The sequence below is a fragment of the Streptomyces sp. NRRL S-920 genome, from assembly GCF_000717945.1.
In the GTDB taxonomy this organism is placed as follows: Bacteria; Actinomycetota; Actinomycetes; order Streptomycetales; family Streptomycetaceae; genus Streptomyces; species Streptomyces alboniger.
In genome coordinates this window covers 74929-90685 of sequence record NZ_JODF01000020.1, presented here as the reverse complement: position 1 = coordinate 90685, position 15757 = coordinate 74929, and the positions used below count along the sequence as shown (strand labels likewise).

20 protein-coding genes are annotated in these 15757 nt (G+C 71.4%); 2 read left to right on the top strand and 18 right to left on the bottom strand.

Annotated elements, in window-relative coordinates; translation table 11 throughout:
- Positions 1-13 precede the first annotated feature (13 nt).
- Complete coding sequence (locus IG54_RS0117225) at positions 14-1861, top strand: endonuclease/exonuclease/phosphatase family protein (protein ID WP_030784264.1); 1848 nt, start codon at positions 14-16, stop codon at positions 1859-1861.
- 47 nt (positions 1862-1908) lie between these two features.
- Here the strand turns inward: IG54_RS0117225 and IG54_RS0117220 are convergent, their stop codons facing one another.
- The 14 genes from IG54_RS0117220 to IG54_RS0117155 all read right to left on the bottom strand — a co-directional run bounded on the left by IG54_RS0117220 (position 1909) and on the right by IG54_RS0117155 (position 11541).
- Positions 1909-2643, bottom strand: coding sequence for an SRPBCC family protein (locus IG54_RS0117220; protein ID WP_030784262.1), 735 nt, complete (start codon positions 2641-2643; stop codon positions 1909-1911).
- Between the two features lie 71 nt (positions 2644-2714).
- Positions 2715-3467, bottom strand: a complete 753-nt coding sequence (locus IG54_RS0117215) for an antibiotic biosynthesis monooxygenase (protein WP_030784259.1) — start codon at positions 3465-3467, stop codon at positions 2715-2717.
- Between the two features lie 69 nt (positions 3468-3536).
- Positions 3537-4400: an SGNH/GDSL hydrolase family protein gene (locus tag IG54_RS0117210; protein WP_030784257.1), complete on the bottom strand. Its 864-nt coding sequence runs from the start codon at positions 4398-4400 to the stop codon at positions 3537-3539.
- Positions 4401-4565: 165 nt separating this feature from the next.
- Positions 4566-4832 carry a DUF4235 domain-containing protein gene (locus IG54_RS0117205; protein WP_030784256.1) on the bottom strand — a complete coding sequence of 89 codons (267 nt, stop codon included), beginning with the start codon at positions 4830-4832 and terminating at the stop codon, positions 4566-4568.
- Positions 4829-5503 (bottom strand): DUF3618 domain-containing protein, encoded by a 675-nt coding sequence (locus IG54_RS38000; protein ID WP_078594188.1) that lies wholly within the window; start codon positions 5501-5503, stop codon positions 4829-4831. The genes IG54_RS0117205 and IG54_RS38000 overlap by 4 nt, the downstream gene beginning before the upstream one ends.
- Entirely contained in the window at positions 5500-5922 is a 423-nt protein-coding gene (locus tag IG54_RS0117195; RefSeq protein WP_030784251.1) for a phage holin family protein, read from the bottom strand. The genes IG54_RS38000 and IG54_RS0117195 overlap by 4 nt, the downstream gene beginning before the upstream one ends.
- A 52-nt stretch (positions 5923-5974) precedes the next feature.
- A complete protein-coding gene (locus tag IG54_RS0117190; RefSeq protein WP_030784247.1) occupies positions 5975-6640 on the bottom strand; it encodes a hypothetical protein in 666 nt (221 codons plus the stop codon).
- Positions 6637-6795, bottom strand: a complete 159-nt coding sequence (locus IG54_RS42025; RefSeq protein WP_158708879.1) for a hypothetical protein — start codon at positions 6793-6795, stop codon at positions 6637-6639. The genes IG54_RS0117190 and IG54_RS42025 overlap by 4 nt, the downstream gene beginning before the upstream one ends.
- Before the next feature lie 228 nt (positions 6796-7023).
- Positions 7024-8256 (bottom strand): WD40 repeat domain-containing protein, encoded by a 1233-nt coding sequence (locus IG54_RS0117180; RefSeq protein ID WP_420712260.1) that lies wholly within the window; start codon positions 8254-8256, stop codon positions 7024-7026.
- Positions 8253-8807 carry a SigE family RNA polymerase sigma factor gene (locus IG54_RS0117175; RefSeq protein ID WP_030784241.1) on the bottom strand — a complete coding sequence of 185 codons (555 nt, stop codon included), beginning with the start codon at positions 8805-8807 and terminating at the stop codon, positions 8253-8255. Before IG54_RS0117175 ends, IG54_RS0117180 begins: the two co-directional genes overlap by 4 nt.
- 175 nt (positions 8808-8982) lie before the next feature.
- Positions 8983-9582, bottom strand: coding sequence for a hypothetical protein (locus IG54_RS0117170; RefSeq protein ID WP_234336212.1), 600 nt, complete (start codon positions 9580-9582; stop codon positions 8983-8985).
- A gap of 45 nt (positions 9583-9627) precedes the next feature.
- Entirely contained in the window at positions 9628-10617 is a 990-nt protein-coding gene (gene dapD, locus IG54_RS0117165) for a 2,3,4,5-tetrahydropyridine-2,6-dicarboxylate N-succinyltransferase (protein ID WP_030784235.1), read from the bottom strand.
- Between the two features lie 43 nt (positions 10618-10660).
- Complete coding sequence (locus tag IG54_RS0117160; protein WP_037897289.1) at positions 10661-11221, bottom strand: TetR/AcrR family transcriptional regulator; 561 nt, start codon at positions 11219-11221, stop codon at positions 10661-10663.
- Positions 11221-11541, bottom strand: a complete 321-nt coding sequence (locus IG54_RS0117155) for a DMT family transporter (protein WP_030784230.1) — start codon at positions 11539-11541, stop codon at positions 11221-11223. The genes IG54_RS0117160 and IG54_RS0117155 overlap by 1 nt, the downstream gene beginning before the upstream one ends.
- Positions 11542-11942: 401 nt before the next feature.
- Here IG54_RS0117155 and IG54_RS0117150 point away from each other — a divergent pair, with 401 nt between their 5' ends.
- Positions 11943-12842, top strand: a complete 900-nt coding sequence (locus tag IG54_RS0117150; RefSeq protein WP_051819559.1) for a hypothetical protein — start codon at positions 11943-11945, stop codon at positions 12840-12842.
- Positions 12843-12900: 58 nt separating this feature from the next.
- Here the strand turns inward: IG54_RS0117150 and IG54_RS0117145 are convergent, their stop codons facing one another.
- The 4 genes from IG54_RS0117145 to sufC are packed head-to-tail and all read right to left on the bottom strand — an operon-like array spanning position 12901 to position 15755.
- Positions 12901-13239 (bottom strand): metal-sulfur cluster assembly factor, encoded by a 339-nt coding sequence (locus IG54_RS0117145; RefSeq protein WP_030784222.1) that lies wholly within the window; start codon positions 13237-13239, stop codon positions 12901-12903.
- Positions 13236-13721 (bottom strand): Fe-S cluster assembly sulfur transfer protein SufU, encoded by a 486-nt coding sequence (sufU, locus tag IG54_RS0117140; protein WP_030784218.1) that lies wholly within the window; start codon positions 13719-13721, stop codon positions 13236-13238. The genes IG54_RS0117145 and sufU overlap by 4 nt, the downstream gene beginning before the upstream one ends.
- A 16-nt stretch (positions 13722-13737) precedes the next feature.
- Positions 13738-14994: a cysteine desulfurase gene (locus tag IG54_RS0117135; RefSeq protein WP_030784215.1), complete on the bottom strand. Its 1257-nt coding sequence runs from the start codon at positions 14992-14994 to the stop codon at positions 13738-13740.
- Complete coding sequence (gene sufC, locus IG54_RS0117130; RefSeq protein WP_030784213.1) at positions 14991-15755, bottom strand: Fe-S cluster assembly ATPase SufC; 765 nt, start codon at positions 15753-15755, stop codon at positions 14991-14993. Before sufC ends, IG54_RS0117135 begins: the two co-directional genes overlap by 4 nt.
- Positions 15756-15757: the final 2 nt, after the last annotated feature.

The following is a 15757-nucleotide window of genomic DNA, read 5'->3' as shown; positions in this document are numbered from 1 at the left end:
TCCGGAGCCCCTCATGCCTCAGATACCGACGCCCCGCATGCCGAGACCGGCCGCCGTCTCCGCCGTCGTCGCGACCGCCCTCGCGGCGGGCCTGCTCGCCGTCTCCACCTCCACGGCCTCGGCCGACGAGGTCCGCGTCCACGACATCCAGGGCACGACCCGGATCTCGCCGCTGGCCGGCCAGCAGGTCACCGACGTCCGCGGGGTGGTGACGGGCGTCCGCGCCCACGGCTCCAAGGGCTTCTGGATCCAGGACACGAAGGCCGACGGCGACCCGGCGACCAGCGAGGGCGTCTTCGTCTACACCGGCTCGGCGGCGCTCACCGTCAAGCCGGGCGACGCGGTGCGGGTCTCCGGGACGGTCGGGGAGTACGTGCCCGGCGGCGCCGCCTCCGGCAACCAGTCCCTCACCCAGATCACCAAGCCGACGGTGACCGTGGAGTCGTCCGGCAACGCGCTGCCCGCGCCGGTGAGGGTCGGCGCCAAGTCGGTGCCCTCCCGCTACGCGCCCGCCGGTGACCCCGCGCAGGACAACAGCGTCAACGCGCTGCCGCTGAAGCCGCGTACGTACGCCCTGGACCTCTACGAGTCCCTGGAGGGCATGAACGTGGCGGTCGGCAGCTCGCGCGTGGTCGGGGCGACCGACGCGTACAACGAGCTGTGGGTGACGGTGAAGCCCCACGAGAACCGCAACCGGCGCGGCGGCACCGTCTACGGCTCCTACGACGCACAGAACGGCGGACGGCTCCAGATCCAGCAGCTCGCGCCCGTCTCCGAGCGTCCCTTCCCGAAGGCGAACGTCGGCGATGTCCTGAAGGGCGGCGCGGAAGGCCCCCTGGACTTCAACCAGTTCGGCGGCTACACCCTGGTCGCCCGTGAGCTGGGTGACGTACGCGACAAGGGTCTCGTACGCGAGAAGACGCGGCGCCAGGCCAAGGGAGAGCTGGCCGTGGCCACGTACAACGTCGAGAACCTCGACCCGGGCGACGCGCAGACGAAGTTCGACGCGCTGGCCGGCGCGGTCGTCACGAACCTCGCCTCGCCCGACATCGTCGCCCTGGAGGAGATCCAGGACGACAACGGCGCGAAGAACGACGGCACGGTCGCCGCGGGCGCGACCCTGAAGAAGTTCACGGACGCGATCGTCGCCGCGGGCGGGCCGCGCTACGAGTGGCGCTCCATCGACCCGGTGAACAACAAGGACGGCGGCGAGCCGGGCGGCAACATCCGCCAGGTGTTCCTCTTCAACCCGGAGCGGGTCTCCTTCACCGACCGCGCGGGCGGCGACGCGACGACGCCCACCGAGGTCGTCCGCGCGGGCGAGCGGGCCGCGCTGAGCCACTCGCCGGGCCGCGTCGACCCGCAGAACGCGGCGTGGACCAACAGCCGCAAGCCGCTGGCCGGTGAGTTCGTCTTCCGCGGCCGCACGGTCTTCGTGATCGCCAACCACTTCGGGTCCAAGGGCGGCGACGAGGGCCTCACCTCGCACCACCAGCCGCCGGTGCGCTCCTCGGAGGTACAGCGCCTCAAGCAGGCGCAGGCCGTGAACGGCTTCGTGAAGGACATCCGCGAGGTCCAGCGGAACGCGGACGTCGTCGTGCTCGGTGACATCAACGACTTCGAGTTCTCGGCGACCACCAAGGCCCTCCAGGACGGCGGCGCCCTGCGCGCGGCCGTCAAGTCGCTGCCCAGGAGCGAGCGTTACTCGTACGTCTACCAGGGCAACTCGCAGGTCCTCGACCAGATCCTGACCAGCCCCGGCGTCGGCGACGACTTCTCCTACGACAGCGTGCACATCAACGCCGAGTTCGCGGACCAGAACAGCGATCACGACCCGCAGGTGCTGCGCTTCAAGCCGTAGGGCGGGTCCGTAGGGGGCGGGTCGGCAGGGCGGGTCCGTGCCCGCTCTCACCCGTAGAGGTGGTGCAGCCAGTCCTGCCAGGCCAGTTCGGTGCGTTTGGTGTCAGCGTGCGGGGCGAAGTCGTGCACGCTGACACCGACCGGCGCGCCGCGGTGGCCGCGTCCGAAGAAGCGGTGCAGGGCGTCGTCCGTGCGCAGGCCGATGAAGTACCGGCTACGGAAGTCGATCACCGCGTCCAGTTCCTCGCCGGGGCCCTCCACGCGGACGCGGGCTCCCACCGAAGCGTCGTCGGGCAGGCCGAGGGCGCGGGCGAGGCGGACGAGGGCGTCGGGGGCGATCGAGGGCCGCGGGCCGTTGAGGGCGCAGAAGACGGCGGGGCGGCCCGCGAAGTACGCCATGTACTGACGCAGGGTGTGCAGGTGGAAGTCGGTGCGCCGGGTGGCGTCGGCGTACTGGCCGTCCAGGTCCTCGGTGAAGACGCCGCTGCGGACGTAGCGCAGCCAGGAGCGGCGGCCGCCGTCGCGGGGCTCGATGATGTGGTCGAGCTGGTCGAGGCTCTGGCCGGGCACGCCGTCCGGGTCCTCGACGCGGGCGGTGAGGCGGTGCGGGGGGTCCCAGCGGGTGACGGTGCCGCCGAAGGGGGCGGTGCCGCCCTCCCGCGGCTCGTACTCCAGGGGACACAGCCAGCCGCCGGCGCCGGTGGTGAGGGCGGCCCAGAGCTGGGCCGGGGAGCCCTCCACCTCGAACTCCCGGGCTATGTCGAACTCCTTGCCGCCGGTCATCCTTCCACCGTCCCGCCGACCCCTACCGCTGTCCAGGCGGGCACGGCCGTCGGCGGGAGGGGGCCTCGAATCTACGCCCAGCTCGGTACGAAGCCGTACGCGAACCGGTACCGGGCGACCGTGCCGCTGCTCGTGACGCCGGGGAACTCGCGTACCCGCTGCCACTGCGGCGTCGGCGAGCCCACGCCCTCGCCCGCCGCGGCGAGCGCGTCGATGTGGGCCTGCTCGGTCTCCCACTCCGCGTAGTTGACGACTTCCGTGCCGTCCGCGCTGAGGTGGAAGTGCGCGGAGATCAGCCCCTTGTCCTTGACCGGGTCGCTGTCCAGGGCCTCCAGCACACCGTCCACCCAGGCGCGCTGCCGCTCCGCGTCCGGGCCGTCGAACACGACGCGCACGATCACGATCGCCCCGGGCTCCCGCCGCTCGCCGCCGGAAGCGGCGCTCCAGCTGCGGTACAGCCGCGTCCTGGACAGGCCGCGGCGTTCGATGCCCGCCACGGCCGCGTCGATCTCGGCGTTGCGCGCGTCCCTGCCGTTGTGCGCGCTGTCGAAGAAGTCCTGGTAGGACTCCTCGTCCCGCCAGTGCGAGTGGTGCAGGACCGCCGATCCCTCGGACCCGTCGGAGCCCGCGTACACCGTGTACGACAGGAGCCCCTCGTGCGGCCAGGGGCGGCTCTCCCAGGCGTGCGCGATGGCGTCCAGGGTGGCCCGCTGCCGCTCGGGCGAGCCGGTGCCCCAGGTGCTGATGAAGGCGAGGCCCGCGTCGGGGCGGGCCGGGTCGGGGTGGGTGCCGGTGCTCAGGGTCGTCGCCGTGGTCGCAGACATGGCTGTCCATCCGTCCGTCTCGGTGTGGGTCGGTGCGTGCGTGTTCCACGTTCCGACCTCAACCGAGGTTCAGGTCAAGCCCGTTCGCGATCCGGCAGATCCGGCAGGTCCGGCAGGTAGATCTGGCAGGTCCGGTAGATCCGGTAGATCCGGTACGGTCACCGCGCCGAGAGCGGGCCGCTTCGCTTCCCTGCCGTCGCCCGACGAGCGTCCCCGCATACGCCGCCACAGCCACGGCCCCATGAACCCGGCCAGCCAGCGTGCCTCCGCCGCCACCTCGCCGAGCACCGATACCGGGGCGAGCGGTGGCAGCGTCGTCAGCCAGTCCTCGTGGCCGGGCAGGCCGAGGGCGTCCGCCATGCCCTCGGCAATCCTCGCGTGGCCCAGCGGGCTCGCGTGCAGGCGGTCGCCGCTCCACAGCCGCGGATCGGTGGTGACCCGGTGCGGGAACGTGTCGAGCACGGTCACGCCGTGCCGGTCGGCGGCCGCCCGGATCCGGGCGTTCAGGTCCAGGACGCGGGGCAGCGCGCGCCGGGCGAGCGGGGCGATCCGCCCGATGTCCGGGAAGGTCACGGTGGCCACGTGCGCGCCCGCCGCGGTGAGTTCGGTGAACATCTCCTCGAGGTCGGCAGCCACGCGCGCGGCGTCGAAGCCCGGCCGCACCAGGTCGTTCATGCCCGCCATGACGGTCACCAGGTCCGGCTTCAGCGCGAGGGCCGGGCCCAGCTGCTCCGCCTTGATCCCCGCCGTCAGCCGGCCGCGCACGGCGAGATTGGCGTAGGTGAGGTCCGGGTTCACCGCGGCGAGGATCTCGGCGAGGCGGTCGGCCCAGCCGCGGTAGCCGTGCGCCTCGTCACCGTCCCCGAGCCCCTCCGTCTGGCTGTCGCCGAGCGCGACATAGCGGGCGTAGGGATGCTGCCGCGTGGTGGTCATGGGCCGAGCTTCCTCCGGGGGCCCGGTGCCGTCAACGCGGCCTCTCGGGCGGGGGGCCAGCCTCCCACCACCGCACGCGCGCGTGGCCGCGACACGTACGAGCGCCGCTGTGCCCCGGCCGGAAGGAACACGGCCGGGGCACAGCGGCGACGGGGTGCGGCCGGCTCAGTCGGGCCAGCGGCCGGTGACCCGGCGTACGCTCACCGCGCCGCCGCGCTCCACCGCCGCCCTGACCACGGCGAAGATCGCGCCCTGGAGCGCGGCGGCCGCGAGGATCTCGCGCCAGGTGCGCTCCTCGTCGTGGGCGTCCGGCGCGTCGTCCTCGCCCGCCACCGCCTTCCAGGTGCGCTGGAAGAGAGCGCCCGCGGCCATGCCTCCGAGCATGCCGAAGGCCATGCCGACGGGCTTGTAGAGCAGGGTGGCCTTGCTCATCGGCGGCCACCGCCCTTGCGTCGGCGCAGCACCACGAACGCGAGCAGCACGCCCGCCCCCGCCGCGACGAACGCCCCCGGCCGCCGGCGGCCGGCCCGTGCGACGCCGGTCGCGACGGAACGTACCGGCTCGGGTGTGTTCTCCTGCACGAGCCGCGCGGCCTCGGCGACCTTCTCCTCGGCCTGTACGACGGCCTGGTGCTCCTCCGCGCGCGCCTTGGCGCCGAGTACGGCCCCCTTGGCCAGCGCGGCGCCCTCGATGGCCTTGCCCTTGACCTGGGCGGCGCCTTCGATGGCCTTGCCCTTGACCTGCGCCGCGCCCTCGATGGCCTTGCCCTTCGCCTGCGGGGCGCCTTCGGCGATCACGCTCTTCGCGTGGCCCGCCTCCTGTGCCGCCTTGTCCTTCGCGCGCGCCGCCTGCTCCGTCATCTTGTCCTTCACCTGTGCCGCCGTTCCTCGTACCTGGCCCTTGACCGCCTCGGCCCGATGCCGTGCGCGGGTCTTCACATCCGCCTTCGCCGCCAGTTCCTCGACGGTCTCGCCCAGTCGGCCGCGGGTCTCCTCGATCTGCGTGCGCAGTTCGTCCGAGTCCTTGGGGTCCTTGGAGTCCTTGGAGTCCTTAGCGTCCTCGGAGCCCTTGGGGTCCTCGGGGTCCATTGGTGTGCTGGTCATCGGTGCGCCCTTCCCTTGATCTCCTCGACGTCAGCCTTGACGCTGTCGATGGCCTCCTGGGGCACCGGTGGAACCGCGCGCTTCAACTGCCCGCGCCCCACTGCCGCCAGTACCCCGGCCACGGCGAAGAGAACACCGGTGACGATCAGGGCGGCGGCCCAGACGGGCAGGGCGAGTGAGAGCGCCGCGATCGCCGTGGCCGCCAGCGCCATGAGCCCGATGTAGGAGATCGCGCCGGCCGCCCCGAGGAGCCCGCCTCCGCGGCCCGCACGCTTGCCCTTCTCGGCCATCTCCTGGCCGGCGAGCCGCATTTCCTGGCGTACGAGTTCCGATAGCTGTGCGGTGGCCTGCTCGACGAGCTGACCCACCGAGTGTTGCGCGGGGTCGTGCGTCGGCCGCTCTTCCCTGGTCCCGGTCACGGGTTTCGCCTCCCTTCTGGCTGGGAGGTCCGGGTACCCGTGCCGGGCCGCGCTATCCCCGCTGATCCCCGGTCAGCCGGGCCAGCTCGGCCTGGAACCAGTCCAGGCGTGCCTGGAGTAGCGCGGCCTCGGCCATCAGTTCGGGCATCCCAAGGCCCGGCGGTCCTTCCGGCGAGGCGGGCGGGGCGGCCGCGACGACCCGCAGCCCCTCCCCCGCCAGCCGTGCGAACTCCGCGACGGCCACGGCCCGGCGCCCGCCCCGGCACCGCCCGCACGCGGCCTCCAGCGCCCACCACCCGGGCCTGCCCCAGCCCGCGTCGGCGAGGAGGGTTGCGGTGGCGCCGCAGTCGCACGGCGGGACGGTCGCGCGGCGCACCCGCTGCCGCCCGTACCGGAAGCCGCGCTCGAAGCGGATGTACACGCCGAGCACGGTCACTTCGAGCAGCACCGCCTTGCGGTGCTCGGCGGTGCACAGCAGCCCCTCGGCGGTGGCGCGGTCGTGCACGCAGTGGAAGCCGCAGTCGCAGCGGCGGTGGGGCGCGCTGTGCCGTCTGCCGTAGACGCAGCTCGCCTCGTCGAGCACCCCGTAGGGCCGGCCCGCGCCGAGGGAGACGCCGGTGAAGGCGGCCCGGGTGCCGTCGTAGGACAGCACCGGGCGGGCGATCTTGTATCCGGTCGGCGGCTCCGTCGGGCGTTCCTCGGGGAGCCGCGGCCTCATCGGGCGGCCGTGGCCTCGACCGGCAGGGGCTCCGCCGCCGACTCGGAGGTCTTCGGGCCGGATTGGGGCACGGACGTGTCGTACGGTCGCGACGGCTCCTCCTGCCGCGGCTGCTCCTCGGCGATTCCGGTGGCGAGTGCCTTGCCGAGCCTCATGACGCCTCCTAGGGACCGACTGTCCCGCCATGGTGACCCATGCGGGGGCGGGTTGGCACCGGTCGCGGGCCGTCCTGCGCCTCGCGGACCACCACCGGCCCGTCGTGGTGGAGGACCGCGTGTACGCCATGCGCGGCAGCCGGCACGTCATCATTCTGACGAGCTGTAGCCCGCCGGCCGCGAGGCGACCGGCGGGCTGCTCACCGCGTACTGCTGGGCGAAGACCGCCTACCGTTCGGCGAAGACCGGCTCCCAGCGGCTGACCGCGTCCGCCTTGGACGAGCGGAAGCCGCTGAGCGGGACCGTCTTCTGGCTGCCGATGGTGACGAGGACGAGCCGGTTGCGGTACTCGCTCGTGCCGGGCGCGATGTCCCAGGCGATGAGCCGCTTGCTGTCGGCCCAGGCGAGCAGCTGCTGCCCCGGCACCTTGGCGACGCGCTTGCCGGTGAGGGGGTCGACGACCTCGGACGCGGTGGTCTTGGAGCCGCCCACGAAATCACCCGCGGCGAGCTTCCCGTCCGGTGAGAGCCCAGCGCCGTTGAACGAGCCCAAGTGCTTCTCCTTTGGGGGGGTGCTCTTCTTGTGGCCCTCGAAGTCGTAGTACCGCCGGTACGGCGCCATGGTGAGGTTCGAGTAGACCAGGGTGCCGTCCTGGCTGAAGGCGAAGTCCTCCCGGGTGTTGATCTCGCCGGGCCAGCCGTTGCCCTGGGCCGTCTTGACAGCACTCCAGCCGGATTTACCCGACGCCACGTCGATGACGTAGAAGCCGGTCCTGCTCGGATCGGCGGGGCCGGGCAGCTCGCGCTTGCCGTCGTGCATCGGCCGGTCCATGTCCAGCAGGTCCGGGCTCTTCTCGTAGGTCGTGGCGACGAGCTTCCTGCCGTCCGGCGAGAACTCGACGCCCCCGACCTTGCGGTCCACGGGAATCCAGCGCTCGACCTTGCCGGTGAGCAGGTTCAGCAGACCGATCCGCCCGGTGGGCAGCTTGCCTTCGAGGACGGCGGCGGTGCGCATACCGGGGGCGACGTCCAGCCACCTCCATCGGGTGTCCTTGCGGTAAGTGCCGGTCTTCTGGTCGAGCAGCCGGTAGGTACGGGTGACGATCTCGTCGCCGTCGGGCTGCTTGACGCGTGCGTTCGTGCTGTACGCCGCGAGCGCCGTGCCGCCCGCGGCGATCAGGTCGCGCGGCGGGGTCTGGCCGGGGTGGGCGACGATGTCGCCGCTCTTCAGCTCGCTGGCCGGGCTCGTCTCCTGCCGCTCGGTGCCGGAGCCGGCCACCGGTACCGCCACCGCCACGACGGCGGCCGTCATGGCGGCGAGCGAGGTGCCCGCGACCGTACGGGTCCTGCGGCGCCGCCGCGCGGCCAGTACGCGGTCCGCGAAGTCCCCGGGCAGGGGCGCGCCTTGGCCGGCCTGCTCCCGCAGCGACTCGCGCACGAGTTCTTCCATGTTCACGGTCATACCTCCATGGGCGAGAAGTCGGGGGACACCGGCCTGGGTCCGCGGTCCGGCTGGTCGAGACGCGCCAGTTCGGGAGCGAGGCTCCGCAGGCGGGCGAGGGAGCGGTGCGTCGTGCTGCGCACGGTGCCGACGGAGCAGCCGAGGATCTGGGCCACCTCCGCCTCCGGCAGGTCCTCGAAGTAGCGCAGGACCAGGACGGTCCGCTGGCGCGTGGTGAGCTTGGCGAGCACCCCGCGCAGCACGATCCGCAGTTCGGCGGCGGACGTGCCGTCCCCGGCGGTGGCGCTCTCCGGCGGTTCGGCGACGGCCAGTTCGCGCCGCGGCCACTTCAGCCGCCACCGGCTCACCTGCTGGCGGTACAGGATCCGCCGTACGTACGCCTCCGGCTCGTCGATCCGCCGCCACCGGCCCGCCGCCTTGACGAGCGCGTTCTGCAACAGGTCCTCGCCCGCGTGCCGGTCGCCGCCGCTGAGCAGCACGGCGGTCTTCAGCAGCGCCGGCGATCTGGTCTCCACGAAGTCCCGGAAACTGTCCTGCTCTTGCGCATCCATCGTCACCTTCGCTCCCTGGGGGGCCTGTTGCCCTCCCACGTGTATGAGGACGGGTCCGGACGTCCCCCGCTATGCCTGCTGCGGGAAAAAGAAAAACGGCCACCCCGGAGGGTGGCCGCTCGGGTGGAGCGAGCTTTACTCAGCTGGAGCGAGGTTCACTCAGCTGGAGCGAGGTTCAGTTCGCGCCGGGGAAGCCCGCCGCCTTGGTCCAGCGCAGCGTGGTGCCGCCCCGGCTGAACGTGACCTTCTTGCCGCCGGGCGCGACGGCGATCTTCTCCCAGCCGTCGAAGTTCTTCGTGAGGTGCTTGTCCCACTTGGTCAGCGATCCCGTGGCCACGGCGGCGACGGACTCCCTGGGCGGTTCGCCGTCCGCGCACCACGGGGCGAAGTCCCCGAAGGCCGCGACGGTGCCGTCCTTGGCCTTGAGCCCGATGCCCTGGCAGGCGTCGGTCCTCGTCTTGTAGATCACGGCGGGCTTGGACCAGCCCCTGGCCCGGGGGCTGTAGTCCTGCACGAAGAGCCCCTTGCCGCGCATGTAGTGCATGGCGACGCGCCGCCCGTCGGCGAGCTTGACCTGCGCGTTGAACGGGCTCGGGCTACCGCTCCAGGGAATGTCGCTCTTACGCAGCGGGTAACTGTGATCACCCGTCGCGGCCCGGCTCACCTCCCGCGCCGCCGCGTGCCCCTCACCTCGGGGCTGCCCCACACTCTGACCGCACCCGGCCACCAGGCCGAACACCGTCACCGCACCCAGGGCCATAGCCCGGAGACCCATCCTGTGCATACCGCTCCCCCTGTGTTGGTTGTGGCTGTGCAGATGTTAGTTGTGGCTGTGCAGAACGTCGTTCAGGCCGCCCCAGACCGCGTTGTTCGGGCGGGCCTCGACGGTGCCGGTGACCGAGTTGCGGCGGAAGAGGATGTTCGAGGCGCCGGACAGCTCACGGGCCTTGACGATCTGTCCGTCGGGCATGGTCACGCGGGTGCCGGCCGTGACGTACAGGCCCGCCTCGACGACGCACTCGTCGCCCAGCGCGATGCCGACGCCCGCCTCGGCGCCGATCAGGCAGCGCTCGCCGATGACGATGCGGACGTTGCCGCCGCCGGACAGGGTGCCCATCGTGGAGGCGCCGCCGCCGATGTCCGAGCCGTCGCCGACGACGACGCCGGCAGAGATGCGGCCCTCGACCATGGAGGTGCCGAGCGTGCCCGCGTTGAAGTTCACGAAGCCCTCGTGCATGACCGTGGTGCCCTCGGCGAGGTGCGCGCCGAGGCGGACCCGGTCGGCGTCGGCGATGCGGACGCCCTTCGGCGTGACGTAGTCCGTCATGCGCGGGAACTTGTCGATGGACGTCACGGCGAGGTGCAGGCCCTCGGCGCGGGCGTTGAGCCGCACCTTCTCCACGTCGTCGACGGCGACCGGGCCGAGCGAGGTCCAGGCGACATTGGCGAGGAAGGCGAACTGGCCGTCGAGGTTCACGCCGTGCGGCTTGACCAGGCGGTGCGAGAGCAGGTGCAGCCGGAGGTAGACGTCGTGGGCGTCCAGCGGCTTGTCGTCGAGGGACGCGATGACCGTACGTACAGCGATGATCTCCACGCCACGGCGGGCGTCCGGGCCGATGGCCTTGGCGGCGCCCTCGCCCAGCAGCTCCACGGCACGCTCGGCGGAGAGCCGCTCGCTGCCTGCGGGGCCCGGCTCGGCGGTGAGCTGGGGCGCGGGGAACCAGGTGTCGAGAATGGTGCCGTCGGCGGTGACGGTGGCGAGGCCTGCGGCGATGGCGCCGGTGGTGCGAGGTGCGTTCGTGTCGGTCATGGGTGAAACCTAACCGGAGCGCCCTCGCGCGGGCGAACCGGTCTCACGCTCCGGGCCGCCCGTGCGCGGGCGGCAGCAGCCGACCGAGCATCTCGCGCGCGTACGCCTCGTCGTACGTCCCGCCGGTGAGCAGCACCTGGAGGCAGATCCCGTCCATCAGGGCGACCAGGGCGCGCGCGGTGACCGGATCGGTGCGCGGGGCCAGGACGCCGGTGAGGCCCTGGCACCACTCGGCGGCCACGGGCCGCAGCACGGGCCTGCGCAGGGCGGCGAGGTACAGCTCGTACTCCAGCTCGACGCCCGTGCGCTCTCCCGCGAGCCAGTCGCCGAGCAGCCCCGCCAGCTCGGCGGCGAGGTCGGCGCGCGGATCCTCGAAAGCGCCGCTTGCGGCCACCATCTTGGCGAAGCCCTCGTTCGCCTGCCGCAGCGCGGCGACCAGCAGCTCGTCGAGCGTCTTGAAGTGGTACGTCGTGGAGCCGAGCGGCACATCGGCCTCGGCGGCGGCCGAGCGGTGACTGAGCCCGCCGATCCCCTTCTCCCCCACCACCCGGAGCGCGGCGTCGATGATCCGCTGGCGGCGCTCGGGGTCGTAGCGGCGGGGCATCAGTGGGCCCCGCCCAGATTGAGCACGACGACGCCCACGATCACGAGCGCGATGCCCGCGAGCTTGAGCGGACTGGCCGACTCCCCGAGGAACAGCATGCCGATGCCGGCGACGGCGGCCGTGCCGATGCCGGCCCAGATCGCGTACGCGGTGCCCACGGAGAGCGTCTTGAGGGTCTGCGCGAGCAGGGTGAAGGCGATCAGATACCCGGTGAGCGTGATCAACGAGGGCCACAGTCTGCTGAATCCCTCGCTGAACTTCATGGCCGTGGTGGCGGCCACCTCCGCCGCGATGGCCGCGGCCAGCAGTACGTATCCCATGTGTACGAGTGTACGCATCGTTGTGTACGGGCGTACGCAAAGGCGTGGGCCCTCACCGGATAGGGTGACGCGATCGCTGTGGGGGCCACAGAACGAGCGACGCACACAACGAACGACGCACACCATGGAGCGCAAGGGCGATGCCGGACACATCGGGGTGGGGACCACACGGACAGCAGACGGGCCCGCCGACTCACGGACCGGCACCGACGCCTGGGCCGGGGCCAACGCCTGGGCCGGGGCCGACGCCTGGGCCTGGGCCTGGGCCTGGGCCGGGCTGGGGCCCCTACGACTGGCGGCAGAACCCCTGGGGCCCACCGCCGCCTCCCCCGCCGAAGCCCGGCGTCATCCCCCTCGCCCCGCTCGGCGTCGACGGAATACTCGGCGGCGCCTTCGCCACGATGCGGCGCTACGCCAAGCCCCTCTTCGGTACGGCCGCCGCCGCGTACGGCCTGCTGGCCCTGGTGATGACGGGCGCGCTCCTCCTCGCGTACGGCGCCACCCGCGACGACTTCCGGGCCCTGTACGCACCGGACGCCACCTTCTCCTGGGAGCACGGCCGCCCCCTGCTGCTGGCCTTCGCCGCCGTCTGGCTGGCAGGCCTGCTGGGCAGCCTCGCCGTCAACTCCTTCATCCAGGCCGCCTGCGCGGCGACCCTGCACGAGGCGGTCATCGGCCGCGCCACGACGTTCCGGGCGGTGTGGCGCAAGGCCTGGTCGCGCACACCATCAGTGGCGGCCGTGACGCTGCTGCTCGCTCTCATCCTGCTGCTGCCGGTCGCGGCGTTCACCCTGCTCATCGTCGCCTTCTTCGTGACGGTCCTGACCGATTCGACGGCCCCCTTCGGTCTGGTCTTCCTCCTCTTCCTCCTGGTGCTCCCCCTGTCGGCCTGGCTGTACGTCCTGTTCGCCTTCGCCCCGGCGGCGGCGGTCCTGGAGACCGCGGGCCCCTTCACGGCGCTGCGCCGCTCCGTGAGGCTCGTACGCGGTGCCTGGTGGCGCACGTTCGGCATCTCGCTGCTCGCCGGAGTGATCGTGGTGATCGCCTCGCTGGCGTTCCGCCTCCCCCTCCAGTTCGCCGCCCCGGAGCCTCCCGCGGTGAACCCGGACAGCGGCACGGCAGAGATCCTCTTCGACCAACTCCGCTCCCAGTTCGGCCTCTACGCCCTCCTGGCCCTGGCAGGCACCCTGCTCACCCAACTCCTCGCCACGGTCTTCCTCCCCCTGGTGACAGCCCTGCTCTACATAGACCGCCGCATCCGCAAGGAGGGCTTGGCGCACGCGCTGCACTCGGCGTCGTGACACGGCGAAGCCCCCCGGAGAGTCCTCCAGGGGGCTTCGCGCACGGCAGAGCCTGGGATCAGACGTTGAACCCGAGCGCCCGCAGCTGCTCACGCCCATCGTCCGTGATCTTGTCCGGACCCCACGGCGGCATCCAGACCCAGTTGATCCGCAGTTCGTTGACGATGCCCTCCGTGGCGGACTTCGCCTGGTCCTCGATGACGTCGGTCAGCGGGCAGGCCGCGGACGTCAGCGTCATGTCGATCGTGGCGATGTTGGCGTCGTCGACGTGGATGCCGTAGATCAGGCCGAGGTTGACGACGTCGATGCCCAGCTCGGGGTCGACGACGTCGTACAGCGCCTCGCGGACCTCTTCCTCGGAAGCCGGCTTCGTGGTCAGGGTCTCGTTCTCGCTCATGCGGTCTTCCTCTCGGCGACAGCGTCAGTGGCGCTGTCGTTCTCGCCCAGCGCCTGGGCCGTCGCGTCCTTCCACGCCATCCAGCTCAGCAGAGCACACTTGACGCGCGCGGGGTACTTGGAGACCCCGGCGAACGCGACCGCGTCCTCCAGGACCTCCTCCATGGCGTCGTCGGGCTCCAGCTTGCCCTTGGACTGCATCAGCTCCAGGAAGACCTCCTGGATCCGCTGCGCCTCGGCCAGCTCCTTGCCGACCAGCAGGTCGTTCAGGACGGACGCGCTGGCCTGGCTGATGGAGCAGCCCTGCCCCTCGTACGACACGTCGGCGATCGTCGACCCGTCGTACTTGACGCGCAGGGTGATCTCGTCCCCGCACGTCGGGTTGACGTGGTGCACCTCGGCGTCGCCATCGCGCAGACCACGCCCGTGCGGGTGCTTGTAGTGGTCCAGGATGACTTCCTGGTACATCGAATCCAGCTTCACGTTCCCAGCCAGCCCCTCAGCCGAAGAAGTTCCGTACGTGCTCCAGGCCGTCGACGAGCGCGTCGATCTCGCCGGGCGTGGAGTACAGATAGAACGACGCTCGCGTGGTCGCAGGAATTCCGTACCGCAGGCAGACGGGCCGCGCGCAGTGGTGGCCCACGCGGACCGCGATGCCCTGCTCGTCGAGGACCTGGCCCACGTCGTGCGGGTGGATGTCGCCGAGCGTGAAGGAGATCGCCGCGCCGCGGTCCTCGGCCGTCGCCGGGCCGATGATCCGCAGGTCGGTGACCTCTCCGAGGCGCTTCACCGCGTACTCGGTGATCGCGTGCTCGTGGGCGGCGATCTTGTCCATGCCGATGGCCGACAGATAGTCCACCGCCGCGCCGAGGCCCACGGCCTGGGAGACCGGCGGTGTGCCCGCCTCGAACTTGTGCGGCGCCGGGGCGTATGTCGAGGAGTGCATCGACACCGTCTCGATCATCTCGCCGCCGCCGAGGAAGGGCGGGAGGTCCTCCAGGAGTTCCTGGCGTCCCCACAGCACGCCGATACCCGTCGGGCCGCACATCTTGTGGCCGGTGAAGGCCACGAAGTCGGCCTGGAGCGCCTGCACGTCGAGCGGCATGTGCGGGGCGGCCTGCGAGGCGTCGATCAGGACGAGCGCGCCGACCTCCTGGGCGCGGCGCACGATGGCCTCGACCGGGTTGAGCGTGCCCAGGATGTTCGACACCAGCACGAAGGAGACGATCTTCGTCTTCTCGGTGATGACCTCGTCGATGTTGGAGAGGTCGAGGCGGCCGTCGTCGGTGAGGCCGAACCACTTCAGCTTCGCGCCCGTGCGCTGCGACAGCAGCTGCCACGGCACGATGTTGGAGTGGTGCTCCATCTCCGTGATGACTATCTCGGTCTCGTGGTCCACGCGGTAGGGCTCGTCGGCCCAGCCGAGCATGTTGGCGACGAGGTTCAGCGACTCCGAGGCGTTCTTGGTGAAGATCACCTCGTTGCGGCTGGGCGCGTTGATGAACGCCGCGACCTTGTCACGGGCGCCCTCGTACAGCGCCGTGGCCTCCTCGGCGAGGACGTGCACGCCGCGGTGGACGTTGGCGTTGTGCTGCTCGTAGTACTCGTTCAGTACGTCGAGGACCTGGCGCGGCGTCTGGGACGTCGCCGCGTTGTCCAGGTACACGAGCTTCTTGCCGTCGTGGATCGTGCGGTCCAGGATCGGGAAATCCTTGCGGATCGCCTCGGTGTCGAGGAGGCCCGGCAGCTGTGTCACGCGGATGCGCCACCCTTCGTGTAAGCCTCGTAGCCCTCGGCCTCCAGCTTGTCGGCCAGCTCGGCGCCGCCGGACTCGGCGATGCGGCCGTTGGCGAAGACGTGCACGAAGTCGGGCTTGATGTAGCGCAGGATGCGCGTGTAGTGCGTGATCAGCAGGGTGCCGACCTCGCCGGTCTCGCGGACGCGGTTGACGCCGTCCGAGACCTGGCGCAGGGCGTCGACGTCCAGACCGGAGTCCGTCTCGTCGAGGATCGCGATCTTCGGCTTGAGAAGCTCCATCTGGAGGATCTCGTGGCGCTTCTTCTCACCGCCGGAGAAGCCCTCGTTCACGTTGCGCTCGGCGAAGGCCGGGTCCATCTGGAGCTGCTCCATCGCGGACTTGACCTCCTTCACCCAGGTGCGCAGCTTGGGGGCCTCGCCGCGGATCGCCGTCGCCGACGTGCGCAGGAAGTTGGAGACCGAGACGCCGGGGACCTCGACCGGGTACTGCATGGCGAGGAACATGCCGGCGCGGGCACGCTCGTCGACGGACATCTCCAGGACGTCCTCGCCGTCGAGGGTCACGGTGCCCTGCGTGATCGTGTACTTGGGGTGACCCGCGATGGAGTAGGCGAGCGTCGACTTGCCGGAGCCGTTCGGGCCCATGATGGCGTGGGTCTCGCCCTGCTTCACGGTCAGATCGACGCCCTTGAGGATCTCCTTGGTGGAGTTGTCGGCCTCGACGGTGACGTGCAGGTCCTTGATTTCAAGCGTTGCCATGG

Coding starts and splice junctions, on each gene's coding strand:
- IG54_RS0117205 (WP_030784256.1), bottom strand. CDS start 4,832: ATGAGCAAGGCCACCCTGCTCTACAAGCCCGTCGGCATGGCCTTCGGC.
- IG54_RS0117160 (WP_037897289.1), bottom strand. CDS start 11,221: ATGCCCCGCCGCTACGACCCCGAGCGCCGCCAGCGGATCATCGACGCC.
- IG54_RS0117155 (WP_030784230.1), bottom strand. CDS start 11,541: ATGGGATACGTACTGCTGGCCGCGGCCATCGCGGCGGAGGTGGCCGCC.
- IG54_RS0117150 (WP_051819559.1), top strand. CDS start 11,943: ATGCGGCGCTACGCCAAGCCCCTCTTCGGTACGGCCGCCGCCGCGTAC.
- dapD (WP_030784235.1), bottom strand. CDS start 10,617: ATGACCGACACGAACGCACCTCGCACCACCGGCGCCATCGCCGCAGGC.
- sufC (WP_030784213.1), bottom strand. CDS start 15,755: ATGGCAACGCTTGAAATCAAGGACCTGCACGTCACCGTCGAGGCCGAC.
- IG54_RS0117210 (WP_030784257.1), bottom strand. CDS start 4,400: ATGACCACCACGCGGCAGCATCCCTACGCCCGCTATGTCGCGCTCGGC.
- IG54_RS0117170 (WP_234336212.1), bottom strand. CDS start 9,582: ATGGGTCTCCGGGCTATGGCCCTGGGTGCGGTGACGGTGTTCGGCCTG.
- IG54_RS0117225 (WP_030784264.1), top strand. CDS start 14: ATGCCTCAGATACCGACGCCCCGCATGCCGAGACCGGCCGCCGTCTCC.
- IG54_RS38000 (WP_078594188.1), bottom strand. CDS start 5,503: ATGACCAGCACACCAATGGACCCCGAGGACCCCAAGGGCTCCGAGGAC.
- IG54_RS42025 (WP_158708879.1), bottom strand. CDS start 6,795: ATGAGGCTCGGCAAGGCACTCGCCACCGGAATCGCCGAGGAGCAGCCG.
- IG54_RS0117145 (WP_030784222.1), bottom strand. CDS start 13,239: ATGAGCGAGAACGAGACCCTGACCACGAAGCCGGCTTCCGAGGAAGAG.
- IG54_RS0117220 (WP_030784262.1), bottom strand. CDS start 2,643: ATGACCGGCGGCAAGGAGTTCGACATAGCCCGGGAGTTCGAGGTGGAG.
- IG54_RS0117190 (WP_030784247.1), bottom strand. CDS start 6,640: ATGAGGCCGCGGCTCCCCGAGGAACGCCCGACGGAGCCGCCGACCGGA.
- IG54_RS0117180 (WP_420712260.1), bottom strand. CDS start 8,256: ATGACCGTGAACATGGAAGAACTCGTGCGCGAGTCGCTGCGGGAGCAG.
- IG54_RS0117175 (WP_030784241.1), bottom strand. CDS start 8,807: ATGGATGCGCAAGAGCAGGACAGTTTCCGGGACTTCGTGGAGACCAGA.
- IG54_RS0117215 (WP_030784259.1), bottom strand. CDS start 3,467: ATGTCTGCGACCACGGCGACGACCCTGAGCACCGGCACCCACCCCGAC.